Genomic DNA, 23,113 nt, shown 5'->3' with positions numbered 1-23,113 from the left:
CCGGTCCTGCTCCGTGGGCCCGCCGCCATCGGCCATCCATGGCCGGGGGCGGCTACCGCGGCATCCTTGCCGCGGTGCCCACTGCGCAGAACCTCCACTCGGCCTTCCAACGGGGCAGATCAAATACCAAATCAAGATCAACAACCAAAGCCAAAGCCAAAGTTTCATTGAAACCTGTAGGAGCGAGCCTGCTCGCGAAAAATGTCCAGATACCACGTCCATTCAGAGCGCAAGTGTTATCGTTGAAGTCCATCGCGAGCTGGCTCGCTCCTCATTCAAATGAACATCCATCCCAAGCGAACAGCGCAGGCTGCGTTTCCCCCTCATGATCAGGGCTACTCAATGGCCGCTGATTTGCCCATACCCCCCCTATCTGCTAGTGTCGCGCCGGTTTAACGTCAACCGGAAATCGCCGCCATGGCCCGCAAAAAAGCTGCACTGGATTTCGAACAATCCCTCGCCGACCTGCAAACGCTGGTGGAACGTCTGGAGAATGGCGAATTGTCGCTGGAAGATTCGTTGACCGCTTTCGAGCAAGGCATCGGTCTGACCCGCGATTGCCAGGCGGCGCTGGCGCAGGCTGAGCAGAAGGTTCAGGTGCTGCTCGAGCGTGATGGCGAGCTGGCCGAGGAACCCTTCGACGCGGACCAGCCAGAATGATTGCAGCGTATTCGGCGACCAGCCAGGCCCGGGTCAATGCGGCTCTCGAAACCCTGTTCATCGCCCCGAGCTCTGAGCTCGCGCGGCTCTACGAAGCAATGCGCTACAGCGTGATGAACGGCGGCAAGCGCGTGCGTCCATTGTTGGCCTATGCAGCCTGCGAAGCGCTTGGCGGAAAGGCCGAGCAAGCCAACGGCGCGGCCTGCGCAGTGGAATTGATCCACGCCTATTCGCTGGTGCATGACGATTTGCCGGCCATGGACGATGATGACCTGCGTCGCGGCCAGCCCACCACCCACAAGAAATTCGATGAAGCCTGCGCGATTCTCGCCGGTGACGGTTTGCAGAGCCTGGCGTTCAGCGCCCTGCTCGACCCGCGCCTGAGCCATGCAGAAGCCGACATCCGCCTGCAAATGGTCACCGCACTGGCCCAGGCTGCAGGCCCGGCCGGCATGGTCGGCGGTCAAGCCATCGACCTGGGCTCGGTCGGCCTGAAGCTCGATCAAAAAGCCCTCGAATACATGCATCGGCACAAGACCGGTGCCTTGATCGAAGTCAGCGTCAAACTCGGCGCCCTGGCCAGTGGCCGTGCCGAGAAGGACGAACTGAAATCCCTGCAGACTTATGCAAGGGCTATCGGCCTGGCGTTTCAGGTTCAGGACGACATTCTCGACGTCGAAAGCGATACCGAAACCCTCGGCAAACGCCAGGGGGCGGACATTGCCCGCGACAAGCCGACCTACCCGGCCCTGCTCGGCCTCGACGCGGCCAAGGCCTACGCCCTGGAACTGCGCGATCAGGCCCTGCATGCGCTGCGACCGTTTGACGCGGCGGCCGAGCCATTGCGTGACCTGGCCCGGTATATCGTCGAGCGCCGCAGCTGACGGCGTTTGCGCCAAAAAATACCAACGCGTGGGCAGGGGCCGATGCATCAGGTAAACTGCCGCATCTTTTATACCTATAACGATTCGCCTGATGCCCACGACGTTTCATGAGATTCCCCGCAAGCGCCCGACCACGCCCCTGCTCGACCGCGCGAACACGCCGGACGGCCTGCGCCGGTTAGGCGAAGCCGAGCTGGAAACCCTGGCCGATGAGTTGCGCCTGGAATTGCTCTACACGGTCGGCCAGACCGGTGGGCATTTTGGTGCCGGCCTGGGCGTGATCGAGCTGACCATCGCGTTGCATTACGTTTTCGACACCCCGGACGACCGGTTGGTGTGGGACGTGGGTCATCAGGCTTATCCGCACAAGATCCTCACCGGTCGCCGCGAGCGCATGGGCACCCTGCGCCAGAAGGACGGCGTTGCCGCTTTCCCGCGCCGCTCCGAGAGCGAGTACGACACCTTTGGCGTCGGCCACTCCAGCACCTCGATCAGTGCCGCGCTGGGCATGGCGATTGCCGCCCGCCTGCAAAACAGTGATCGCAAGGCCATCGCTGTGATCGGTGACGGCGCACTGACGGCCGGCATGGCGTTCGAAGCGCTGAACCATGCGCCGGAAGTGGACGCCAATATGCTGGTGATCCTCAACGACAACGACATGTCGATCTCGCGCAATGTCGGGGGTTTGTCGAACTACCTGGCGAAGATTCTTTCCAGCCGCACTTACGCGAGCATGCGCGAAGGCAGCAAAAAAGTGCTGTCACGGCTGCCCGGCGCCTGGGAAATCGCCCGTCGTACCGAAGAGTACGCCAAAGGCATGCTGGTCCCCGGCACGCTGTTCGAAGAGCTGGGCTGGAACTACATCGGTCCGATCGATGGCCACGACTTGCCGACCCTGATCGCCACCCTGCGCAACATGCGCGATCTCAAAGGCCCGCAATTCCTGCACGTCGTCACCAAAAAAGGCAAAGGCTTCGCCCCGGCGGAAGTCGACCCGATCGGTTACCACGCCATCACCAAGCTTGAGCCGCTGGACGCCCCGGCCGCTGCGCCGAAAAAAGCCAGCGGGCCGAAGTATTCCGGTGTGTTCGGCGAATGGCTGTGCGACATGGCCGCTGCTGACCCGCGCCTGGTCGGCATCACGCCGGCGATGAAGGAAGGCTCCGACCTGGTGGCCTTCAGCGAGCGTTTTCCGCTGCGCTACTTCGACGTGGCGATTGCCGAGCAACACGCGGTGACCCTCGCGGCCGGCATGGCCTGTGAAGGCGCCAAACCGGTCGTGGCGATCTATTCGACCTTCCTGCAACGCGGTTACGACCAGTTGATACATGACGTGGCGGTGCAGAACCTCGACGTGCTGTTCGCCATCGATCGCGCCGGGCTGGTTGGCGAAGACGGCCCGACCCACGCTGGCAGCTTCGATCTGTCTTTCCTGCGCTGCATCCCCGGCATGCTGGTGATGACCCCGAGCGATGAGAACGAACTGCGCAAAATGCTCACCACCGGTCACCTTTACGAAGGCCCGGCGGCGGTGCGTTACCCGCGCGGCAATGGCCCGAATGCGACTATCGAAAAAGACCTCGAGCCCATCGAGATCGGCAAAGGCGTGGTTCGCCGCCAGGGCAGCAAAGTCGCCCTGCTGGTGTTCGGCGTGCAACTGGCCGAGGCGCTGAAAGTCGCAGAGAAGCTGGATGCAACCGTGGTCGACATGCGTTTCGTCAAACCGCTGGACGAGGAACTCGTTCGCCAGATCGCGGCCAGCCATGAGCTGTTGGTGACCATCGAAGAGAACGCGATCATGGGCGGCGCCGGTGGCGCAGTCAGCGAGTTACTCGCCCGCGAGAACATACTCAAGTCGATGCTGCACCTGGGCTTGCCAGACATCTACGTCGAACACGCCAAGCCTGCGCAAATGCTGGCTGAGTGCGGGCTGGATGAGGCCGGAATCGAAGCTTCGATTCGCACGCGCCTGCAACTGCTGAACACCTCAATATAAGACTTACGCAAAACCCTGTAGGAGCGAGCCTGCTCGCGATAGCGGACTGACAGTCAACCGATTCTCTGACTGACATACCGTCATCGCGAGCAGGCTCGCTCCTACATTGGTTTTTTGCGATCTTAAGATTTGGTTCGCTCCAACGTATTAACGGACTGCCATGAAACTCTCCCCTCTCGCCCTGTCGCTGACCCTCCTGCCGGCCGGCCCACTGCTGGCCGACACCTTCGAACGCGATCAAGCCCTGAAGCTGCCCGACGTGCTGATCAGCGCCAACCGTCAGGTCGAAGCGCGCAACGACAGCAGCGCCGCCAACACCGTGTTCACCCGCGAAGACATCGACCGCCTGCAACCAGACAGCGTCACCGAACTGCTGCGCCGGGTGCCGGGGGTGCAGGTAGCGCAAACCGGTGGTCGCGGCAGTCTGCCGGGGATTTACATTCGCGGCACACAGTCGGCGCAAAGCCTGGTGCTGGTGGACGGTCAACGCATCGGCAATTCATCCTCGGGCGACAGCAATCTGCAACACATCAACATTGAACAGGTCGAGCGCGTAGAAGTGTTGCGCGGCTCCCGTTCGGCGATTTATGGCAGCGATGCGATTGGCGGGGTGATCCAGATTTTCACCCGGCGTGGCAGCGAACCGGGATTGCGTCCACAAATGCATGTCGGTTTCGGCAGCAACCAGACCTGGGAACGCAGCCTCGGCTTGTCTGGCGGCGATGAGCAGACACGCTTCAATCTGGGTGCCAGCCTCAATGAAACCGCCGGAATAAATCGCACTCACGAGTCGTATCCCAGCGATGGCGATCACGATGCTTACCGCAATAAATCGTTCAGCCTGAGCCTCAGCCATGCCCTGACCGATGACATTGAAATCGGCGCCAATGTGCTGGATAACCGTGGCAAAACTGAATACGACAACCCGTTCGGTCGCTTCGACCTGAATACCTTCGAGTCAGTCCAGGAGCAGCCCTACAACGAGTTCGACGTGAGCAGCGTCAGCAGCTACGTCGACGCGCGGGTCAACGATCTGTGGAAAACCCGCATCGAATTCGGTCACAGCGAAAACCGCGAGAAAACCTTCGACAAACTCAGTGATGAACGCAGCGTGTTTAACACCTACCGCGACTCGGTGAACTGGCAGAACGACCTGACACTCAACGAGCGCAACAGCCTGATTCTTGGCGGTGACTGGTATGAAGACCGGCTCAACAGCAGCACCGCATTCGAGGAAGACAGTCGCTGGAACCGCGCAGCATTTATCCAGCATCGCTTTCAGGCCGACCACTTCTCCACCGAGCTGGGTTTGCGCCGTGACCAGAACCAGCAATTCGGCGGCCAGAACAGCTGGAGCGGCACCCTGACCCTGCCGCTGAACCCTGACAACGATGTGCTGCTGACCTACAGCGAAGGTTTCCGCGCACCAACCTTCAATGACTTGTATTACCCGGACTTCAGCAACCCCGACCTGAAACCGGAAACCTCGAAAAGCTACGAGTTGCAATGGCGCAGTCAGTTGACCGAGACCAGTCGACTGGAAGCATCGCTGTACCGTACTGACCTTGAAGACGCGATCATCTTCGGCAGCAACTCACGCCCGGAAAACGTTGCGTCGGCACGGATCAACGGCTTTGAAGCGGCGCTGAAGCAAGAACTGTTCGGTTGGCAGAGCAACCTCGGCGTGGCGATCATCGACCCACGGGACCGCGAAAGCGGCCACACCCTGGCCCGCCGCGCACGCCGCACTGTGAGCCTGGACCTCGACCGGCAGTTTGATCGACTGGGCCTCGGTGCCAGTTGGCAGGCGGTCAGTAGCAGCTATGACGACTTGAACAATCAGCAGCCATTGGGCGGTTATGCGTTGCTGGGCTTACGCAGTAGCTGGGCGCTCAATCGCCATATCAATCTCGAGCTGAAGGTCGATAACCTGCTGGACAAGGGTTACAGCCGAGTGCTGTACAGCCATGAAGGCAATCAGTATGGGTATCGCGAGGAAGGTCGGGCGTGGATGTTCGGTGTGACCTGGACCCCGGAACTCTGACCCACGATGGTTCCCACGCTCCGCGTGGGAACCATCATTCAAAGCTTTTTAGCGATCCGGCGCAATCAACTGGCACAACTTGGCGGTTGCCTCGATCATCTGCCCACTGGGCCGTTCCAGGCCTTTGTCCGTGACCAATCGCAACTGACCTTGCGCCACGGCCGTGACCTGCGGCCACGCCTTCCACGCATCAAGCTGCGCCTGATCACTCGCCAGAATCAGCTCGGGATTACGCTGCAACACTGCCTCCACACTGACTTGCGGCGCCGGCAACGTCAGGTCGGCAAATACGTTACGGGCGCCGCAAACCTCCAGCGCATCGCTGATGATCTGCCCGCCACCGACGGTGTAAAGCGGCCGATCCCAGACCTGATAGAACACCCGCAATGGTTGATCCCGTCGATAGCGTTGACGCAACTGCGCAAGTCGCTGGCGTAGATCGGAAGTCAGTGCAGCCCCGCGTTCGCGGCGGCCGAGTTGCGAGGCGATCGCCTCGATCTGCTGGGTCAGTTGATCGAGTGTGTGTGGCTCGGCGACGAAAGTCGGGATGTTCAGGCGCTGGAGCTGATCACGCTGGGCCGGGCTGACGCTGCCGGGCCAAAGCAACAGCAAGTCGGGCTGCAAGCTGAGCAAGCGCTCGATGTCCAACTGACCGTAGCGGCCAACGGAAGGCAGATGCTTGAGTTCGGCGGGACGCTCACCGGCATCCAGCACACCCACCAATAGGTCGGCCGAACCCAGTTCAACAACGATTTCGGAAAGAGAAGGCGCGAGGCTGACGACTCGCTCGACCGCGCTTGTCGAACCACTGAAGGCCAACAGCAGAACCGTCAGCCAGACCGCGCGCATCAACCGAGTTGACGCGGAATACGGTAGAGATAGAACAGCACCGCGGTCGACAGTGCCAACAACATCAGCGGTACTGCCTCGAGGCCGACAAACACCGCCAACGCACCAATCCAGGCCGGCAGGCCAGCGACGAGCAATGCCGCACGGCGCTTGGCTGCCAGGCTGATCCACGCAGCGGGTTCTTCTGGGGTGTCGAGGGCTTTCTGGGTGGCGATCAGCGCGTGTTTGTATCGACCGAAAAACTTCAGGCTGACGAACATCGAGGCGACGCCAGCGATGAACAATGGCATCGCCAGCACTGGCAGAATCGCTTCGGTCTGGCCGAACACACCGTTGATCACGAACAGCGGCAACAAGGCCAGCGCCAGGTATTGCCACCAGTTGACGGACAGTCGCCGCCGCACCTGACCGCGGGTCACGCCCGGTCTACCTCGCCCTGATGCTCATTACCCATCATGTGGTCGAGCTTGCTGGCTTTGGTGGCCAGATAGAGTTTGTTGTGCGGATTATGGCCGGTGTGCAGCGGCACGCGCTCGGCAACCACGATGCCCATGTCGGTCAAGGCTTTGACCTTGCGTGGGTTGTTGGTCATCAGACGCAGGGACTTGACGCCCAGGTGCTCGAGCATCGGCAGGCACATGGCGTAATCCCGCTGGTCCGCGGCAAAGCCCAGGCGCTCGTTGGCTTCAACGGTGTCGGCACCGCCATCTTGCAATTCGTAGGCGCGGATCTTGTTAAGCAGGCCGATGCCACGACCTTCCTGCCGCAAGTACAACAGCACGCCACGGCCTTCACGGGCAATGGCTTGCAGCGCGGCCTCCAGTTGCGAACCGCAATCGCAGCGCTGGCTGAACAAGGCATCGCCGGTCAGGCATTCGGAATGCAGCCGGCCGAGTACCGGGGCACCGTCGGCGATCTCACCCAGGCTCAGCACGACGTGCTCGCGGCCGGTGGCTTCGTCGAGAAAACCGTGCATGGTGAATTGCGCAAAAGGCGTTGGCAGCTTGGAAGCGGCGACAAAAACGACAGGCACCGGTGTGCTCCTGATCTAAAGAGTCTGAAGATTCGCAGGTCGGCATTGTAACAGCACGTTCCGGGCGACGCTTAGGCTGAATTATCGGCGATAACTATCAAAAAGTTTGATATCCGGCCCGATCTGTTTCTGCAGGAGTCGCCGCAGGCTGCGATCTCTTGATCTTGTAAAGCAAAAATCAAAAGATTACAGGTTTCGGCAGCGCCTCAAGAGGGTTGGTTAATTGCGCCGAGCCATCCTGGTTCTCCCACTTAACCCCTCAGACGAAAATCCACACCAATCCTTGCATCGCCAGCCAGGCAAACACCCCGGCCAATACGTCATCGAGCATGATCCCGACACCGCCGTGGACGTGCCGGTCGATCCAGTGAATCGGCCAAGGTTTGAGAATATCGAAGAGGCGGAACATCAAGAACCCTGCCAACAGCCACTGCCATCCTTCGGGCACCAGCCACAAGGTAATCCACATTCCGACCATTTCGTCCCAGACGATGCCTTCATGGTCGTGTACGCGCAAATCATCGGCCACTTTGCCGCACAGCCAGAACCCGAACAGCATGGTGATGCCGAGCATCAACCAGTAGCCCCAGTCGGGCAGCATCTGCCACAGCGGAACAAAGGGTAGCGCAACTAACGACCCCCAAGTCCCCGGAGCCTTTGGCAAGGTGCCCGAGCCGAAGCCGAACGCCAAAAAATGCCACGGATTACGCCAGACCGACGACGGCACGAATTCCGCCGGGACCTGCTTGGGGTGATCTGTCACGGTGACTCCCGAAAATGTTGGTAACCCCGGGTTTGCGGGGTGATGTCCTGTCCGTCGGCATCCAGCAGCGTCACGCCCTGCCCTCTCACCACGCGGCCGATCACATGAATCGGCCAACCGTTGGCCAGCAACGTCGGCAACTCGACGGACGGTAAAGTGAACGCCAGTACGTAGTCATCGCCACCGCTCAGGGCTGCGCTTTGCGCATCGGGCTGGCCCAGGAAGGCCACCAGCGCCTGCGACAGTGGCAAACGGTCACGCTCGACTTGCAGGCCGACCTTCGACGCGAGAGCGATATGCCCGCAATCCGCGAGCAGGCCATCGGAAATGTCCAGCGCCGAAGTAGCCTTGCCGCGCAAAGCCTGGCCCAGCCCGAGTTGTGGTCGCGGTGACCAGTAGTGCGCCAGCAACGGCTCGGCGATGGCAGCATCTGCCGTGCGCTGACCGAGCACCAGCGGCAACGCGCCGGCGGCATTGCCCAACTCACCGCCGACACACAACAGATCGCCCGCTTGTGCGCCGCTGCGGGTCAACGCCTTGCCGGACGGCACGCGGCCAAACACGGTCATGGTCAGGCTCAACGGCCCCCGAGTCGTATCGCCACCGACCAACGCCACGCCGCAACTTTGCGCCATCTGGTTCAAACCACGGGCATAGGCTTGCAACCAATCGGTGGTTACCGTCGGCAAGGTCAGGGCAAGGGTAAAGGCGACCGGAGTGGCGCCCATGGCGGCGAGGTCGCTGACGGCCACGGCCAGCGAGCGCTGGCCGAGCAGAAAAGGATCGCAGGGGTCGGCGAAATGCACACCAGCCACCAGCGTATCGGTAGATATGGCCAACTGTTCCCCGGGAGGAACAGCCAGCAAGGCGCAGTCGTCGCCGATCCCGAGGGCAACGCCTTCGCCGCCCTGCGCACAAGGCGCGGCGGCAAAGTAATTGCGGATCAGCTCAAACTCGCCCATGGCGCAGTCAAGAGGTTCAAGCGCGGATCAGCGCTTGAACGCCTTCACTTCAGCTTCACGCAGACGCGGAGCCAGCTTGTCGAGCACACCATTGACGAACTTGTGGCCGTCGGTGGAACCGAAAACCTTGGCCAGTTCGATACCTTCGTTGATCACAACGCGGTACGGCACGTCGACGCGCTTGAGCAGTTCCCAGGTGGACAGACGCAAAACCGCCAGCTCAACCGGGTCCAGTTCTTCGATGGTCAGGTCGAGGCACGGCGTGAGTGCAGTGTCGATTTCGGTCTTGAACTGCGGAACCCCGTGCAGGATTTCGCGGAAATAGGCGCCATCGACATCGGTGAAATCGTTATCGACCCGGAACTGCGCTTCGATCTCGTTCAGCGACTGCTTGGCCATGTGCCATTGGTACAGCGCCTGGGTCGCGAGCTGACGGGCTTCGCGGCGCTTGACGCTTTTCGATGGCTTGCCGGCATCCGCAGGCTTTGGATCGCGCGGGTTGAAACGATCGCTTTCGTCGCTAATCACTTGGCCTCCAACTGCGCCAGCAGGCTGACCATTTCCAGAGCGGACAGGGCAGCTTCAGCACCTTTGTTGCCGGCCTTGGTGCCGGAACGTTCGATGGCTTGCTCGATGGAATCAACGGTCAGGACGCCGAAAGCGACCGGTACGCCGAATTCCATGGACACCTGGGCCAGGCCCTTGGTGCACTCGCCAGCCACGTATTCGAAGTGCGGAGTACCGCCACGAATGACCGCGCCCAGGGCGATGATTGCTGCGAACTCGCCTTTCTGAGCGACTTTCTGCGCAACCAGCGGAATTTCGAAGGCGCCAGGCGCGCGGATGATGGTGATGTCGCTTTCGCTCACGCCGTGGCGAACCAGGGCATCAACTGCACCGCTGACCAGGCTTTCAACGACGAAGCTGTTGAAACGGCCCACTACCAAAGCGTAGCGGCCTTTAGGGGCGATGAAGGTACCTTCGATGGTCTTCAGGGTCATTCGTTAGATCTCTTAAAGAGCCGGGACACGTCTCGTACGCATCCCTCAGTGATATTTGAACCGCGAATACAGCGCCGGAAATCGCACATCGGTGTTCACTTGCATATCTATGTGGCGAGGGAGCTTGCTCCCGCTGGGCTGCGAAGCGGCCCCTATTGTGGGTGCTGCGCACCCAGGCGGGAGCAAGCTCCCTCGCCACAATAAATCAAATATGCCTTGAGCGAACAACGAGGCCAAAACCCGGCGTCTTATTCGGAGGGCACGTATTCTACAACTTCCAGATCGAAACCGGATATCGCATTAAATTTCATCGGTGCGCTCATCAAGCGCATTTTGCGCACGCCCAGGTCTCGCAGAATCTGCGAACCGGCACCGACAATGCTGTAGGTGGTCGGTTTTTTCGGGGTGGCGTGGTCGGCGGTTTCGCGGATATGCGCCAGCAACACGTCGCCATCGAGCGGGTGACCGAGCAACAACACCACGCCACTGCCGGCCTCGGCAACCGCAGCCATGGCGGCGCGCAGGCTCCAGCGCCCTGGTTGCTTGACCATCAACAGGTCGCGCAGCGGGTCCATGTTGTGCACCCGAACCAGGGTCGGCTCTTCTGCGCAAACGTTGCCCAGAGTGAGCGCCATGTGCACGTCGCCTTCCACCGAATCACGATAGGTCACCAGGTTGAATTGGCCCAGTTCGCTGTCCAGCGGCTGCTCGGCAATCCGCTGAACGGTACGTTCGTGGATCATCCGATAGTGAATCAGGTCGGCAATGGTGCCGATCTTGATGTCGTGTTCGGCGGCAAACGCTTCCAGTTCGGCGCGACGGGACATGGTGCCATCGTCGTTCATCACTTCGCAGATCACGCCGCTTGGCTCGAAACCGGCCATGCGCGCCAGGTCGCACGCCGCTTCGGTGTGGCCGGCACGAGCCAGCGTACCGCCGGCCTGGGCCATCAGCGGGAAAATATGGCCCGGGCTGACGATGTCTTCGGCCTTGGCATCACGGGCCGCAGCCGCTTGCACGGTGCGCGCACGGTCGGCGGCGGAGATGCCGGTGGTGACACCGGTGGCCGCTTCGATCGATACAGTGAACTTGGTGCCGAAACCGGAACCGTTGCGCGGCGCCATCAATGGCAGCTTGAGCAATTCACAGCGCTCGCGGCTCATCGGCATGCAGATCAGTCCACGGGCGTGCTTGGCCATGAAGTTGATGTGTTCGGGCTTGCAGCACTCGGCGGCCATGATCAGGTCGCCTTCGTTCTCACGGTCTTCGTCATCCATGAGGATGACCATCTTGCCTTGGCGGATATCTTCAACCAGCTCTTCGATGCTATTGAGCGCCACAAGGCACCCCCTTCTTTTGAAATTTGAGCTTCAGGATTTGAGGTAGCCGTTGGCGGCCAGAAAGCTTTCGGTGATGTTGCCGGAGGCTGGTTCTGCAGCCTTGTCGCCCAACAGCAGACGTTCCAGATAACGGGCCAGCAAGTCCACTTCCAGGTTCACCCGGCGACCTGGCTGGTAGGACGCCATGATGGTTTCACTCAGGGTGTGCGGAATGATGGTCAGCAGGAATTCCGCGCCATCGACCGCGTTCACGGTCAGGCTGGTGCCGTCGACAGTAATCGAGCCTTTATGCGCGATGTACTTGGCCAGGTCTTTTGGCGCGCGGATACGGAATTCCACGGCGCGGGCGTTCTCGGTGCGGGCAACCACTTCGCCCACACCATCGACGTGACCGCTGACCAGATGCCCGCCGAGGCGCGTGGTCGGGGTCAGGGCTTTTTCCAGATTGACCGGGCTGCCGCTTTTCAGGTCGTTCATGGCGGTGCAGTCGAGGGTTTCACGGCTGACATCCGCCGCAAAGCCATTGCCCGGCAATTCAACGGCAGTCAGGCACACGCCATTGACCGCGATGCTGTCGCCCAGTTTGACGTCGCTCAGGTCGAGCTTGCCGGTTTCGACGTGAACCCGCACATCACCGCCCTTTGGGGTCAATGCACGAATACTGCCGATGGATTCGATGATGCCGGTAAACATGAGGTTCTCCTCGAGAACAAAGCCAGCGCCTACGCGATGGCCGGGAATTATACGCTGGCGGCTGGCGAAGGAATGGCAGTGACCCGCCAGTCATCGCCAACCGCGCGAATTTCGGTGATTTTCAGCTCGGGCGCATCCTTCATGTGCGCGAGCGGCCAATCCAGCAACGGCCGCGCCGAAGAGCCCATGAACTTGCCGGCGATGAAAATCTGGAACTCGTCCACCAGACCGAGTTGGGCGAAGGCACCCGCCAGCCGTGGGCCGGCCTCGACCAATACTTCATTGACGTCACGCCTGGCGAGCTCGACCAGCAACTGACGAAGATCGACCTGCCCATCGTAGCCCGGCACGATCAGGCATTCCGGGCCATTGGCATATTGTTCTTCCACCGCCACGCACGTCGCCACCAACGCTGGGCCAGCCTTGAAGAACGGCGCATCCAGCGGCACCCGCAGACGCCCGTCGACCAGCACCCGCAAGGGTGGCCGGCTCATGGCCAGTGCGGTTTGCTCCCCGTCCAGGCCCAGCTCATCGGCGCGTACGGTCAAACGAGCATTGTCCGCCAGCACCGTGTCCGCGCCAGTCAATACCACGCTGGCCTGGGCTCGCAGGCGTTGCACCGCCGAACGCGCCGCCGGGCCGGTGATCCATTGGCTCTCGCCGTTTTCCATCGCCGTGCGACCGTCAAGGCTCATGGCCAGTTTGACCCGCACGAACGGCAGGCCGTGTTCCATGCGTTTCAGGAAACCTTGATTGAGCTTGCGCGCTTCGCTTTCCAGCACACCGCTTTCGGTGGCGATGCCCGCCTGCTCCAGACGTTGCAGGCCACGGCCGGCAACATCCGGGTTCGGGTCCTGCATGGCCGCGACGACCCGCGCCACACCGGCATTCACCAGCGCATCGGCGCAGGGCGGTGTGCGGCCGTGGTGGCTGCAAGGCTCGAGGGTGACGTAAGCGGTCGCGCCCCGGGCCAGTTCACCGGCAGCGCGCAAGGCATGGACTTCGGCGTGGGGTTCACCGGCGCGCTCATGCCAGCCTTCGCCGACAATTTGCCCGGCCTGGACGATCACGCAGCCAACCCGTGGATTGGGATGCGTCGTGTAGTGCCCCTTGCGCGCCAGCTCGAGGGCGCGCGCCATGTAATGCGCGTCGAGGATGGCCTGTTCGGCGGACGTGGTCATTCTTTCACCGGCTCACGGGCCAGGCGATCGATCTCTTCGCGGAACTCGTTGAGGTCCTGGAAGCGGCGATACACCGAAGCGAAACGGATATAGGCGACTTCGTCGAGCTTTTGCAGCTCGGCCATCACCAGTTCACCGACCACCAGGGACTTGACCTCGCGTTCGCCGGTGGCGCGCAGTTTGTGTTTGATGTGCACCAGCGACGATTCGAGGCGTTCGACACTCACCGGGCGCTTTTCCAGCGCCCGCTGCATGCCGGCACGGAGTTTTTCTTCGTCGAACGGCTGGCGACTGCCGTCGGTTTTGATCAGGCGCGGCAACACCAGTTCGGCGGTCTCGAACGTCGTGAAACGTTCGCCGCAGGCCAGGCATTCACGCCGGCGGCGCACCTGTTCGCCCTCGGCGACCAGACGCGAGTCGATGACCTTGGTGTCGTTGGCACCGCAGAAGGGACAGTGCATGGTGGCAGGCAACAAAAAAAGGGAGGGCCATGGTAGCGCATCCCGGTGGCAAGACAAGCCATAGGGTTTGCGGTATACAGACGGGATGATCAATTGATCCATGGATTTCATCTTTCCGGAGCTGCCAATGTCGTTACGTCCGCTCGTTTTGCTCAGCCTTTTCAGCCTGTTGGTGGCCTGCAGCAGCGATGCACCCCAGCCCCAGCCGCCTACGCCAGGCCCCGCGCCGCAACAAGCGCAGAAAAAAGCCAAAGAGGCCGCCAAACTCGGCCCATTGCCCGCCCATCAACGGGAATTGAGCGGCACTCTGCAAGGCGTGCCGACCGGTGCCGAAGTCGAACTGGCCTTGCTGGTGATCGATGACAAGGACCGCCCGCAACAATTGCTCGCCAGTTCCAGCCTGATCGGCAACAACCAGATTTTGCCGTTCCACCTGCGTTTCAATCCAGAATCCTTCCCCGCCGGTGCCCGTGTCGAACTGCGAGGCCGCGCCAGCCAGTCCGGCCAGTTGATCCTGCATCTGCCGTCGCAAGTGATTACCCAGCCGACGACCCAGGCGCTGGGCCAGCTGCAATTCGTCAAAGCCCCATGAGTGCACCGCTCGACCTGCAACAGGCGTTGGGTGAACTGCTCGGTGATGCGCGCTTGGTCGCCTGTGAGCTACCGCTGACCGATCTGAAGTTGTGGCTGATCGACGGCGACAACATGGACCGTGCCTTCAGCCCAGAAGAAACCCGGCGCATCCTGCACGAGCCGCCTTACTGGAGTTTCTGCTGGGCCAGCGGGTTGGCCGTGGCCCGTTATCTGGCCAACAACCGGCATTGGGTCGAAGGCAAACGTGTGCTGGATTTTGGCGCAGGGTCCGGTGTGGCGGGCATTGCCGCGGTGAAGGCCGGCGCACTGGAAGTAGTGGCCTGTGACCTTGATCCGCTGGCGATTGCCGCCTGTCGGGCGAATGCCGAACTCAATGGCGTACAACTCGACTACTCGACGGATTTTTTTGCCGAGGCCGATCGCTTCGATCTGATTCTGGTGGCGGACGTGCTGTACGACCGGGCCAACCTGCCATTGCTCGATGAGTTCTTGAGTCGTGGCCGGGAGGCGCTGGTGGCGGATTCGCGGGTACGGGATTTTCGCCATCCGCTGTACCGGCGTATCGAAATGCTCGAAGCCATGACCTTGCCGGATCTGGCCGAGCCGGAAGAGTTTCGGCATGTGAGCCTGTATCACGCCGCCCGGACATGATCGTTCCCACGCTCCGCGTGGGAATGCAGCCCAAGACGCTCCGCGTCTCAAAAGCAGACGCAGAGCGTCCCTTGAGGCGTTCCAACGCAGAGCGTGGGAACGATCAATGTTCCGACTTCCGGCCGCCCCCCACCAGGCCGTATAGTGGCCCCATTCACGCTTTTACGAGATTGCCCATGAGTCAGCAAACGCCGTACATCTTCGACGCCACGACTGCCGATTTTGACCAGTCGGTGATCGAGAACTCTTTCCACAAACCGGTGCTGGTGGATTTCTGGGCCGAATGGTGTGCGCCGTGCAAAGTGTTGATGCCGATGCTGCAGACCATCGCCGAGAGCTATCAGGGCGAATTGCTGCTGGCCAAGGTCAACTGCGACATCGAACAAGACATCGTCGCCCGCTTCGGTATTCGCAGCCTGCCGACCGTGGTGCTGTTCAAGGACGGTCAACCGGTGGACGGGTTTGCCGGTGCGCAGCCGGAATCCGCTGTGCGCGCCTTGCTTGAACCTCATGTGCAGATGCCGCCACCTGCCGCGGCCGATCCGTTCGAACAGGCCCAAGCCTTGTTCGACGACAGCCGATTCGCCGATGCCGAAGCGCTGCTCAAAGTCATCCTGGGCGAAGACAACACCAACGCCAAGGCCCTGATTCTCTACGCACGCTGCCTCACTGAGCGCGGTGAGCTGGGCGAGGCGCAAGTTGTGCTCGATGCGGTCAAGAGCGACGAACACAAGGCTGCCCTCGCCGGTGCCAAGGCGCAGATCAAGTTTCTCGGCCTGGCCCGGGATCTGCCGGATGCCGCTGACCTGAAGGCGCGACTGGCGAAAGACCCCCAGGACGACGAAGCGGTCTATCAACTGGCGATTCAGCAATTGGCCCGCCAGCAATACGACGCCGCGCTGGATGCCCTGCTCAAGTTGTTCATCCGCAATCGCAGCTACAACGAAGGCCTGCCGCACAAGACCTTGCTGCAAGTGTTCGAGCTGCTGGGCAATGACCACCCGCTGGTGAGCACCTACCGTCGCAAGTTGTTTGCCGCACTGTACTGATCACGCCCCGTAGGAGCCGGCTTGCTGGCAATGCACGATGACGCGGTTCACCTGCTGAAACGCAGCGTCCGCATCGCCAGCAAGCCGGCTCCTACAGCCAGCGATAAATCGGCGTATCGCCGCCGCTTTCCACCTTCACATCCGGGCTGTGGCGCAGGCGCACCAACAAGCGCTTGCCCGCTGCGGCGCTGCCGGTCAGAGCTTCAAGTTGATCGAGCAGGTCCGGCCCGCTCAACTGTCCGGCCTTGCGCAGCAAATCCCTGGCGACCTGCCACAGCGAATCATCCTGGCTCATCGGTTTCGCCGCTGGCGCGCTGACGTCGACTTTATCGACCTGCAACTGCGCGCCCAGCCTGGCCCAGTCGGCGTCATCCATTTCCAGCGTCAAATCCACCGGCCATTCGCCGATGCTTCCGCGAATTCGCAACATAAGTCTGCTCCTGCACATTTCTGACTTGCATGCTCCCATGGGACTTGTGCAACGCCAAGCAGCCAGTCAAACTCTCCGCACTTACGTTATAAGATTACATAACAGATTGTTCACTTTACTTTCCGGAGACTCGCCATGCGTCGTCTGTTGCTCGCTTTGCCGTTTGCCTTGTTGCCCCTGGCTGTCGCCCACGCGGCTGACGAGCATGACCATGATCACGATCATGAACACGGCAGCCTGGGTGCCCATGAGCACGGTGTCGGCCGGCTCAACGCGGCGCTGGACGGCCAGACCCTCGAGCTGGAGCTGGAAAGCCCGGCGATGAACCTGGTGGGCTTCGAACATGCCGCGACCACCGACGCCGACAAAGCCAAAGTCGCAGCGGTTCGTACTCAGCTGCAGAAACCACTGACGCTGTTCAACCTGGCGAAAGCTGCAGGCTGCGTGGTGCAAAACCAGACCCTGGAAAGCCCGCTGTTTGGCGATAAACCAGACGTAGATGATGACCACGATGGCGACGCCAAGGACGAGCATCATCACGACCACAGCGAAATCCACGCCCACTACCAGTTCACCTGCGCCACACCGGCGGCGCTGAAGACCCTGGATCTGGCGAACATTTTCAACACTTTCCCGGCGACCCGGACCATTCAGGTACAACTGATCGGCCCGAGCGGCCAGCAAGGGGTTGAAGTGACGGCCCAGGCCGCGGCCCTGAAATTCTGAATCTATCCGGATCCTGTAGGAGCAAGGCTTGCCCGCGATGAACGATAGCGCGGAGCTCCTGTTAAACCGCGGTGTAGCCATCGCGAGCAAGCTTTGCTCCTACGGATCATCAACATTCTTGAAATCGGCGCCATGACCCAAGCACTCATCGAACTGTCCGACCTGGGCTTCAGCTGGCCCGGTCATCCGCCGCTGCTGGACATCCCGGCGTTTCGCCTTTCACCTGGTGAAACCCTGTTCCTCAAAGGCCCCAGCGGCAGCGGCAAGACCACCCTGCTCGGCTTGCTGGGCGGCGTGCAGAAGCCTGATCGCGGCAGCATTCGCCTGCTCGGCCAGGAGCTCACCGAACTGTCGGCCGGTGCCCGCGATCACTTTCGCGTCGATCACACCGGCTACATCTTCCAGCAGTTCAACCTGCTGCCGTTTCTGTCGGTGCGAGAAAACGTCGAACTGCCCTGCCACTTCTCCAAACTGCGCGCCGAACGGGCCAGGCAGCGTCACGGCAGCGTCGATAAAGCCGCCGCCACCCTGCTCGCCCACCTGGGTTTAAAGGATGAAAACATCCTCGGTCGGCGTGCCGATTCGCTGTCCATCGGCCAACAGCAACGAGTGGCCGCCGCACGCGCGTTGATCGGTCAGCCGGAGTTGGTGATCGCCGACGAACCGACTTCGGCGCTCGATTACGACGCCCGGGAAAACTTCATTCGCCTGCTGTTCGCCGAATGCCGCGAAGCCGGGTCGAGTCTGTTGTTCGTCAGCCATGACCAGAGCCTGGCGCCGCTGTTCGATCGCAACCTGTCGCTGGCCGAGCTCAATCGCGCCGCCAGCCCGTCCGAGGTCTGAGATGTATTTGTTTCGTCTAGCCATGGCCAGCCTGGCTAACCGTCGCTTCACCGCGATCCTCACCGCGTTCGCCATCGCCCTGTCGGTCTGCCTGCTGCTGGCGGTGGAGCGGGTGCGCACCGAGGCCAAGGCCAGTTTCGCCAGCACCATCAGCGGCACCGACCTGATCGTCGGCGCGCGCTCCGGCTCGGTGAATCTGTTGCTGTACTCGGTGTTCCGCATCGGCAACGCCACCAACAACATCCGCTGGGACAGCTTCGAACACTTCGCCAACAACCCGAAAGTGAAATGGGCGATCCCGATGTCCCTCGGCGATTCCCATCGCGGCTATCGGGTAATGGGCACCACCGAGGCCTACTTCGAGCATTACCAGTACGGCCGTCAACAACACCTGGAACTGGCCGCTGGCCGCGCCTTCGCCACTGATCCGTTTGAAGTGGTGCTCGGCGCCGAAGTGGCCGATGCGCTGCAATACAAGCTCGGCGAAAAACTGGTGCTGGCCCACGGCGTGGCGGCGATCAGTCTGGTCAAGCACGATGACAAACCGTTCACTGTGGTCGGCATTCTCAAGCGCACCGGCACACCGGTGGACCGAACGCTGCACATCAGCCTCGGCGGTATGGAAGCGATTCACATCGACTGGCACAACGGTGTGCCGGCCCGGGGCAACGGGCGAATCAGCGCCGATCAGGCACGCAACATGGACCTGAAGCCGCAAGCGATCACCGCGTTCATGCTCGGCCTCAACAGCAAGATTTCGACCTTCGCCGTGCAACGCGAGATCAACGAATTCCGTGGTGAACCGATGCTGGCGATCCTCCCGGGGGTGGCGCTGCAGGAGCTGTGGAGCTTGATGAGCACCGCCGAAAAAGCCTTGTTCGTGGTGTCCTTGTTCGTGGTGCTGACCGGGTTGATCGGCATGCTCACAGCGATTCTCACCAGCCTCAACGAACGCCGCCGCGAGATGGCGATTCTGCGTTCGGTGGGCGCACGGCCGTGGCATGTTGCGACCTTGCTGGTGCTTGAGGCTTTTGCCCTGGCGCTGTCCGGCGTAGTGGCGGGCGTGGCACTGCTGTACGTGTGCATCGCCGCGGCCCAAGGTTACGTGCAAGCCAATTACGGGCTGTTTTTGCCATTGGCCTGGCCCAGCGAATATGAATGGACGCTGCTCGGTGGCATCCTGATCGCCGCGCTGCTGATGGGCAGCGTGCCGGCCTGGCGTGCTTATCGCCAATCCCTGGCTGATGGCCTGTCGATCCGTTTATGAGGACTTTGAAAATGCCCCGCGCTGTCTTTGCGCTGTTGATGCTGGTCGCCCTGCCGCTATGGGCGGCCGAGCCGAAAGAGCTGACCTGGTCGGAAATGATCCCGCCGGATGCCGCACCGGAAGTGCCGAACATGACGCCGCTGCACGACCTGTCGAAGATGAGCGATGCATTGTCTGCCGAGTCAGCGCCAGCAGCGAAGCAGGACATGCCCAATGCGCCGGTGGTCAAAGCGCTCGACGGGCAGAACATTCGCCTGCCGGGCTACATCGTGCCGCTGGAAGTGAGTGAAGACGGACGCACCACGGACTTTCTGCTGGTGCCGTATTTCGGCGCCTGCATTCACGTGCCGCCACCGCCGTCGAATCAGATCGTGCATGTCAAAAGCGAAGTCGGGGTGAAGCTCGATGAGCTGTATCAGCCGTACTGGATCGAAGGGCCGATGCAGGTCAAGCCCTCCACCAGCGAATTGGCGGATGCCGGGTATCAGATGGAAGCGCAGAAAATTTATCTGTATGAATTGCCCGAATGAGTCCGGAGTTGTTTTGTTGATTCAGAAGATGCTTTCGCGGGCAAGCCTCGCTCCTGCAGCACGCGGGGTGCGGCGACCGCGTTCTGTGGTTCATGAGCACTGCATTACAAGCGCTTCGGGCGCAACGCTGAACCTGTAGGAGCGAGGCTTGCCCGCGAAGAGGTCCTCAGACATTCCACAAAAGCCAGACCTTCCACTGTTTCATTGAGCTGCATCAAAAGACCGAATCGTTAGGCAACTTACCATTGGACATCGAACATTTTTAACGTCCTTTGGAGCCCCCATGAACAAGTCTTTGCTCGGCGCATCGCTGGTCGCCCTCGCGCTCGCAGCCCCGCTCGCCCACGCCCATCAGGCGGGTGACATCATCCTTCGCGCCGGCGCGATCACCGTCAACCCGGAAGCCGACAGCTCCACCGTGAAGGTCGATCAAGGCCCGCTTAGCGGCGCCGACCTGGGCGGCAAGGCGACCATGAGCAGCGACACGCAATTGGGCCTCAACGTTGCCTACATGCTGACCAGCAACTGGGGTATCGAACTGCTCGCGGCCACACCGTTCGAGCATGACGTGAAACTCAAGAACACCGCGCTGAGCGCCGCCAACGGCAAACTCGGTACGCTCAAACACCTGCCGCCGACGCTGAGCGTGGTGTATTACCCACTGGACGGGAAGTCCGCTTTCCAGCCGTATGTGGGCGCCGGCATCAACTACACCTGGATCTACGACGAGCACGTTGGCAGCCAGGCCAGTGCCGCCGGTTTCAGCAACTTCAAGGCGAGCAATTCCTGGGGCATGGCCTGGCAGGTTGGTGCCGACTACATGCTGACCGACAACGTGATGATCAACGCCCAGGTGCGCTACATCGACATCGACACCCGCGCGACCGTGGAGAACAACGCCGTTGCACCGGGCACCCGGGCACGGGTGAACGTGGATGTCGATCCGTTCATCTACATGGTCGGTCTGGGTTATAAATTCTAAGGATTCACGTGGTGGTGAAGATCGTTCCCACGCTCCGCTTGGGAATGCGGCCAGGGATGCTCCGCGTCCCAAGAGCAGACGCAGAGCGTCCATTGAGGCATTCCCACGCAGAGCGTGGGAACGATACGCAAAAGGCGCTTTGACAGGCGCCTTTTTCTATTGCCCCAGCAGCCGCGCCAGGCCAACGCTCAACGGCGTTTGCGCGGGGGCTTTGAAACGTTCCAGCAATTGCCGATTGTTCGCCCGTGAATGGCGGATGTCACCGGAACGTGCCGGGGCGTAACTCACGGCAGGCAACTCGCCGACCACGCTTTCAAGTGCGGTCAGCAATTGCTTGAGACTGGTCGCCTGATTCCAGCCAACGTTGACCGCGCCGAGCTCAACCTGAGGCTTTTCGATGGCTTGCACCAGCAACTTCACCAGGTCCTCGACGTAGAGAAAATCCCGGGTCTGCTCGCCGTCGCCAAACACGGTGATCGGCAGGCCTTTCTGCGCGCGCTCGCTGAAAATGCTGATCACACCGGAGTACGGCGAGGACGGATCCTGACGCGGACCGAAGATGTTGAAGAAGCGAAAGATCACAGGTTCAAGACCATGCTCGCGCCGGTAGAAATCGAAGTAGTGCTCGCTCGCCAGTTTGTCTGACGCGTAGGGCGTCAACGGTGATTTTGCTGTGTCTTCATCGATCGACTCACCTTCGCCGTTGTTGCCGTACACCGCCGCACTGGAGGCAAACACAATCCGTTTGACCGCGGACTGGCGCATGGCTTCGCAGACATTCAGCGAACCGATGAAATTGCTTTGGTGGGTCTTCACCGGATCGTCCACCGAAGCCTGCACCGATGCCACTGCCGCCAGGTGCGCCACGGCGCTGCAACCGGCCATGGTCCGTGCCACCAGCGCGGCATCGGCGACGTCGCCGACAATCAGTTCGACCTTCGGATTATCCAATGGCAGATTGCTGCGCTTGCCCGTCGACAAGTCATCGAGGATGCGCACCGAATAGCCCTTGGCGAGCAAGGCATCGGTCAGGTGCGAGCCAATGAAACCGGCGCCGCCGGTGATTAAAACGGGGCCGTCAGCCATGGCGATAGAACCTGTCCAGTAGTCCGGGAAGTGCCGCACGCCAGGCGCGTGGCTTGATGCCGAAGGTGTGCAGAATTTTCTTGCAGGCCAGCACCGCATGTTGCGGTTCTTCGGCGGCATCCGGCCGCGCGGCATGGGCCTGGGCGGTCGGTGCTTCGAGCGCCAGCGGATGCAACGCCCGCGCTTCGGTGAGGATCGCCTGCCCCAGCGCCAGCGGCGTGGTCGCCTCATGCCCGGCGTAGTGGTAAGTCCCCCACAACGGCGCTGCGCAGTCGAGTTGCTTGAGCACCGAAATGATCACCCGGGCGGCGTCGTCCACCGGCGTCGGATTACCCCGACGGTCGTCGGCCAGCAGCAATTCATCCGGCTGCTCGGCCCGCTCGAGGAAACGGCCGAGGCTGCCGTCAGGGCTGTCATCGAGCAGCCAGCCGAAGCGCAGCAGCACGTGCTGCGGGCAGGTAGCGCGAACGCTCTGCTCGATTCGCCACAACGCCTGACCACGCAGGCCCAGCGGCACCGGTTCGTCTTTTTCGCTGTAGGCGGTGGCGCGGGAGCCATCGAACACGCGATAGCTTGAAGGCTGCAGCAGCACGATGTTGTGGTGCTGGCACAGTTCGGCCAGGCGTTCGACTGCGCGCTCTTGCCCGGCCAGACGTTGTTCGCTGACCGCCTCCGCCTGGAACCAGTCGAAGTAATAGGCGAGGTTGATCAACGCGTCCGGACGGGTGTCGTCGAGCAGTTGCGTCAGGCTCGCGGCATCCCAGCCGTTTTCGGGCGGGCGGGGGGCGAGGAAACCGATGTCTTCTTCCGCACCGAGGCGAATCAGCGCCTGCCCAAGGGCATTTCCGCCGCCCAGTAACATAAGGCGCATTCGCATAAAGTCAGCAGGCCCAGTCTGGTAAAAACAATGGCTGAATGGACAACGCCCGCGGGCGATGCCATTGATGGTTGCCGGAATCGTTGCATTTTGCGGGTTTAGTGCGCAACCGTCATCCGTAAAGTGTAGATGTCCGGGACTTCAACTCGCCCCCCCCCTGTGGCGAGGGAGCTTGCTCCCGCTGGGCTGCGAAGCGGCCCCAGATTGCTGG

26 protein-coding genes are annotated in these 23,113 nt (G+C 61.3%); 12 read left to right on the top strand and 14 right to left on the bottom strand.

The features are described 5' to 3' along the window. Positions 1-417: 417 nt before the first annotated feature. The 4 genes from D8V06_RS28390 (at position 418) to D8V06_RS28375 (ending at position 5,584) form a co-directional block, all read left to right on the top strand. On the top strand, positions 418-660 hold the full coding sequence (locus D8V06_RS28390; RefSeq protein WP_007894317.1) for an exodeoxyribonuclease VII small subunit: 243 nt from the start codon (positions 418-420) through the stop codon (positions 658-660). After that, positions 657-1,544: a (2E,6E)-farnesyl diphosphate synthase gene (gene ispA, locus D8V06_RS28385; protein ID WP_130907613.1), complete on the top strand. Its 888-nt coding sequence runs from the start codon at positions 657-659 to the stop codon at positions 1,542-1,544. The genes D8V06_RS28390 and ispA overlap by 4 nt, the downstream gene beginning before the upstream one ends. A 91-nt stretch (positions 1,545-1,635) precedes the next feature. Further along, positions 1,636-3,540 (top strand): 1-deoxy-D-xylulose-5-phosphate synthase, encoded by a 1,905-nt coding sequence (dxs, locus tag D8V06_RS28380; RefSeq protein WP_130932271.1) that lies wholly within the window; start codon positions 1,636-1,638, stop codon positions 3,538-3,540. A gap of 160 nt (positions 3,541-3,700) precedes the next feature. After that, positions 3,701-5,584, top strand: coding sequence for a TonB-dependent receptor (locus D8V06_RS28375; protein WP_130932270.1), 1,884 nt, complete (start codon positions 3,701-3,703; stop codon positions 5,582-5,584). Positions 5,585-5,632: 48 nt separating this feature from the next. Here D8V06_RS28375 and D8V06_RS28370 read toward each other — a convergent pair whose 3' ends face one another. The 11 genes from D8V06_RS28370 to nrdR all read right to left on the bottom strand — a co-directional run bounded on the left by D8V06_RS28370 (position 5,633) and on the right by nrdR (position 13,867). Continuing rightward, complete coding sequence (locus D8V06_RS28370) at positions 5,633-6,433, bottom strand: cobalamin-binding protein (RefSeq protein WP_130932269.1); 801 nt, start codon at positions 6,431-6,433, stop codon at positions 5,633-5,635. Next, positions 6,433-6,852 carry a hypothetical protein gene (locus D8V06_RS28365; protein ID WP_056855843.1) on the bottom strand — a complete coding sequence of 140 codons (420 nt, stop codon included), beginning with the start codon at positions 6,850-6,852 and terminating at the stop codon, positions 6,433-6,435. Before D8V06_RS28365 ends, D8V06_RS28370 begins: the two co-directional genes overlap by 1 nt. Further along, positions 6,849-7,466, bottom strand: coding sequence for a GTP cyclohydrolase II (ribA, locus tag D8V06_RS28360; protein WP_044465292.1), 618 nt, complete (start codon positions 7,464-7,466; stop codon positions 6,849-6,851). The genes D8V06_RS28365 and ribA overlap by 4 nt, the downstream gene beginning before the upstream one ends. Positions 7,467-7,725: 259 nt before the next feature. Then, positions 7,726-8,229: a phosphatidylglycerophosphatase A gene (locus D8V06_RS28355; protein WP_130906177.1), complete on the bottom strand. Its 504-nt coding sequence runs from the start codon at positions 8,227-8,229 to the stop codon at positions 7,726-7,728. Beyond that, positions 8,226-9,191: a thiamine-phosphate kinase gene (gene thiL / locus D8V06_RS28350; protein WP_130932268.1), complete on the bottom strand. Its 966-nt coding sequence runs from the start codon at positions 9,189-9,191 to the stop codon at positions 8,226-8,228. The genes D8V06_RS28355 and thiL overlap by 4 nt, the downstream gene beginning before the upstream one ends. A 27-nt stretch (positions 9,192-9,218) precedes the next feature. Continuing rightward, positions 9,219-9,719 (bottom strand): transcription antitermination factor NusB, encoded by a 501-nt coding sequence (gene nusB, locus D8V06_RS28345; protein ID WP_008053839.1) that lies wholly within the window; start codon positions 9,717-9,719, stop codon positions 9,219-9,221. Then, positions 9,716-10,192: a 6,7-dimethyl-8-ribityllumazine synthase gene (ribE, locus tag D8V06_RS28340; RefSeq protein WP_003228649.1), complete on the bottom strand. Its 477-nt coding sequence runs from the start codon at positions 10,190-10,192 to the stop codon at positions 9,716-9,718. The genes nusB and ribE overlap by 4 nt, the downstream gene beginning before the upstream one ends. Positions 10,193-10,440: 248 nt before the next feature. After that, positions 10,441-11,532 (bottom strand): bifunctional 3,4-dihydroxy-2-butanone-4-phosphate synthase/GTP cyclohydrolase II, encoded by a 1,092-nt coding sequence (ribBA, locus tag D8V06_RS28335; protein ID WP_056855846.1) that lies wholly within the window; start codon positions 11,530-11,532, stop codon positions 10,441-10,443. 30 nt (positions 11,533-11,562) lie between these two features. Beyond that, positions 11,563-12,225 carry a riboflavin synthase gene (locus D8V06_RS28330; RefSeq protein ID WP_056855847.1) on the bottom strand — a complete coding sequence of 221 codons (663 nt, stop codon included), beginning with the start codon at positions 12,223-12,225 and terminating at the stop codon, positions 11,563-11,565. A 47-nt stretch (positions 12,226-12,272) separates the two neighbouring features. Continuing rightward, positions 12,273-13,406, bottom strand: coding sequence for a bifunctional diaminohydroxyphosphoribosylaminopyrimidine deaminase/5-amino-6-(5-phosphoribosylamino)uracil reductase RibD (gene ribD / locus D8V06_RS28325; protein WP_130932267.1), 1,134 nt, complete (start codon positions 13,404-13,406; stop codon positions 12,273-12,275). Beyond that, a complete protein-coding gene (gene nrdR / locus D8V06_RS28320) occupies positions 13,403-13,867 on the bottom strand; it encodes a transcriptional regulator NrdR (RefSeq protein ID WP_003228656.1) in 465 nt (154 codons plus the stop codon). The genes ribD and nrdR overlap by 4 nt, the downstream gene beginning before the upstream one ends. Positions 13,868-13,994: 127 nt before the next feature. Between nrdR and D8V06_RS28315 the strand changes: the two genes are divergently transcribed. From D8V06_RS28315 to trxA, 3 genes are all read left to right on the top strand, one after another. Next, on the top strand, positions 13,995-14,459 hold the full coding sequence (locus tag D8V06_RS28315) for a YbaY family lipoprotein (RefSeq protein ID WP_056855905.1): 465 nt from the start codon (positions 13,995-13,997) through the stop codon (positions 14,457-14,459). Beyond that, complete coding sequence (locus D8V06_RS28310) at positions 14,456-15,112, top strand: 50S ribosomal protein L11 methyltransferase (protein ID WP_130932266.1); 657 nt, start codon at positions 14,456-14,458, stop codon at positions 15,110-15,112. Before D8V06_RS28315 ends, D8V06_RS28310 begins: the two co-directional genes overlap by 4 nt. A gap of 176 nt (positions 15,113-15,288) precedes the next feature. Further along, the gene (trxA, locus tag D8V06_RS28305) at positions 15,289-16,161 is read left to right on the top strand and encodes a thioredoxin (RefSeq protein ID WP_056855850.1); all 873 of its coding nucleotides are present in this window, start codon (positions 15,289-15,291) and stop codon (positions 16,159-16,161) included. Positions 16,162-16,252: 91 nt separating this feature from the next. Here the strand turns inward: trxA and D8V06_RS28300 are convergent, their stop codons facing one another. After that, entirely contained in the window at positions 16,253-16,591 is a 339-nt protein-coding gene (locus D8V06_RS28300) for a hypothetical protein (RefSeq protein WP_130932265.1), read from the bottom strand. 135 nt (positions 16,592-16,726) lie between these two features. Here D8V06_RS28300 and D8V06_RS28295 point away from each other — a divergent pair, with 135 nt between their 5' ends. From D8V06_RS28295 to D8V06_RS28275, 5 genes are all read left to right on the top strand, one after another. Then, entirely contained in the window at positions 16,727-17,317 is a 591-nt protein-coding gene (locus tag D8V06_RS28295) for a DUF2796 domain-containing protein (RefSeq protein WP_130932264.1), read from the top strand. Between the two features lie 132 nt (positions 17,318-17,449). Next, positions 17,450-18,160 (top strand): ABC transporter ATP-binding protein, encoded by a 711-nt coding sequence (locus D8V06_RS28290; protein WP_130932263.1) that lies wholly within the window; start codon positions 17,450-17,452, stop codon positions 18,158-18,160. A gap of 1 nt (position 18,161) precedes the next feature. Further along, complete coding sequence (locus D8V06_RS28285; protein ID WP_056855854.1) at positions 18,162-19,427, top strand: ABC transporter permease; 1,266 nt, start codon at positions 18,162-18,164, stop codon at positions 19,425-19,427. A gap of 11 nt (positions 19,428-19,438) precedes the next feature. Then, positions 19,439-19,957, top strand: a complete 519-nt coding sequence (locus D8V06_RS28280; RefSeq protein WP_056855855.1) for a DUF3299 domain-containing protein — start codon at positions 19,439-19,441, stop codon at positions 19,955-19,957. Between the two features lie 283 nt (positions 19,958-20,240). Next, positions 20,241-20,939: an OmpW family outer membrane protein gene (locus D8V06_RS28275; RefSeq protein WP_056855856.1), complete on the top strand. Its 699-nt coding sequence runs from the start codon at positions 20,241-20,243 to the stop codon at positions 20,937-20,939. A 156-nt stretch (positions 20,940-21,095) separates the two neighbouring features. On the opposite strand, the gene D8V06_RS28265 is transcribed toward D8V06_RS28275, so the two are convergent. Beyond that, positions 21,096-22,025 (bottom strand): NAD-dependent epimerase/dehydratase family protein, encoded by a 930-nt coding sequence (locus D8V06_RS28265; RefSeq protein ID WP_130932262.1) that lies wholly within the window; start codon positions 22,023-22,025, stop codon positions 21,096-21,098. Next, entirely contained in the window at positions 22,018-22,902 is an 885-nt protein-coding gene (locus D8V06_RS28260; protein WP_130932261.1) for a sugar nucleotide-binding protein, read from the bottom strand. Before D8V06_RS28260 ends, D8V06_RS28265 begins: the two co-directional genes overlap by 8 nt. Positions 22,903-23,113: the final 211 nt, after the last annotated feature.

This window comes from Pseudomonas sp. Sample_24, from assembly GCF_004307605.1.
GTDB lineage: Bacteria > Pseudomonadota > Gammaproteobacteria > Pseudomonadales > Pseudomonadaceae > Aquipseudomonas.
The sequence above is the reverse complement of the archived record's forward strand: the minus strand, read 5'-3'. Positions and strand labels throughout refer to the sequence as shown.

Coding starts and splice junctions, on each gene's coding strand:
- D8V06_RS28390 (WP_007894317.1), top strand. CDS start 418: ATGGCCCGCAAAAAAGCTGCACTGGATTTCGAACAATCCCTCGCCGAC.
- ispA (WP_130907613.1), top strand. CDS start 657: ATGATTGCAGCGTATTCGGCGACCAGCCAGGCCCGGGTCAATGCGGCT.
- dxs (WP_130932271.1), top strand. CDS start 1,636: ATGCCCACGACGTTTCATGAGATTCCCCGCAAGCGCCCGACCACGCCC.
- D8V06_RS28375 (WP_130932270.1), top strand. CDS start 3,701: ATGAAACTCTCCCCTCTCGCCCTGTCGCTGACCCTCCTGCCGGCCGGC.
- D8V06_RS28370 (WP_130932269.1), bottom strand. CDS start 6,433: ATGCGCGCGGTCTGGCTGACGGTTCTGCTGTTGGCCTTCAGTGGTTCG.
- thiL (WP_130932268.1), bottom strand. CDS start 9,191: ATGGGCGAGTTTGAGCTGATCCGCAATTACTTTGCCGCCGCGCCTTGT.
- ribE (WP_003228649.1), bottom strand. CDS start 10,192: ATGACCCTGAAGACCATCGAAGGTACCTTCATCGCCCCTAAAGGCCGC.
- D8V06_RS28330 (WP_056855847.1), bottom strand. CDS start 12,225: ATGTTTACCGGCATCATCGAATCCATCGGCAGTATTCGTGCATTGACC.
- ribD (WP_130932267.1), bottom strand. CDS start 13,406: ATGACCACGTCCGCCGAACAGGCCATCCTCGACGCGCATTACATGGCG.
- nrdR (WP_003228656.1), bottom strand. CDS start 13,867: ATGCACTGTCCCTTCTGCGGTGCCAACGACACCAAGGTCATCGACTCG.
- D8V06_RS28315 (WP_056855905.1), top strand. CDS start 13,995: ATGTCGTTACGTCCGCTCGTTTTGCTCAGCCTTTTCAGCCTGTTGGTG.
- D8V06_RS28310 (WP_130932266.1), top strand. CDS start 14,456: ATGAGTGCACCGCTCGACCTGCAACAGGCGTTGGGTGAACTGCTCGGT.
- trxA (WP_056855850.1), top strand. CDS start 15,289: ATGAGTCAGCAAACGCCGTACATCTTCGACGCCACGACTGCCGATTTT.
- D8V06_RS28300 (WP_130932265.1), bottom strand. CDS start 16,591: ATGTTGCGAATTCGCGGAAGCATCGGCGAATGGCCGGTGGATTTGACG.
- D8V06_RS28295 (WP_130932264.1), top strand. CDS start 16,727: ATGCGTCGTCTGTTGCTCGCTTTGCCGTTTGCCTTGTTGCCCCTGGCT.
- D8V06_RS28290 (WP_130932263.1), top strand. CDS start 17,450: ATGACCCAAGCACTCATCGAACTGTCCGACCTGGGCTTCAGCTGGCCC.
- D8V06_RS28285 (WP_056855854.1), top strand. CDS start 18,162: ATGTATTTGTTTCGTCTAGCCATGGCCAGCCTGGCTAACCGTCGCTTC.
- D8V06_RS28280 (WP_056855855.1), top strand. CDS start 19,439: ATGCCCCGCGCTGTCTTTGCGCTGTTGATGCTGGTCGCCCTGCCGCTA.
- D8V06_RS28275 (WP_056855856.1), top strand. CDS start 20,241: ATGAACAAGTCTTTGCTCGGCGCATCGCTGGTCGCCCTCGCGCTCGCA.
- D8V06_RS28265 (WP_130932262.1), bottom strand. CDS start 22,025: ATGGCTGACGGCCCCGTTTTAATCACCGGCGGCGCCGGTTTCATTGGC.
- D8V06_RS28260 (WP_130932261.1), bottom strand. CDS start 22,902: ATGCGAATGCGCCTTATGTTACTGGGCGGCGGAAATGCCCTTGGGCAG.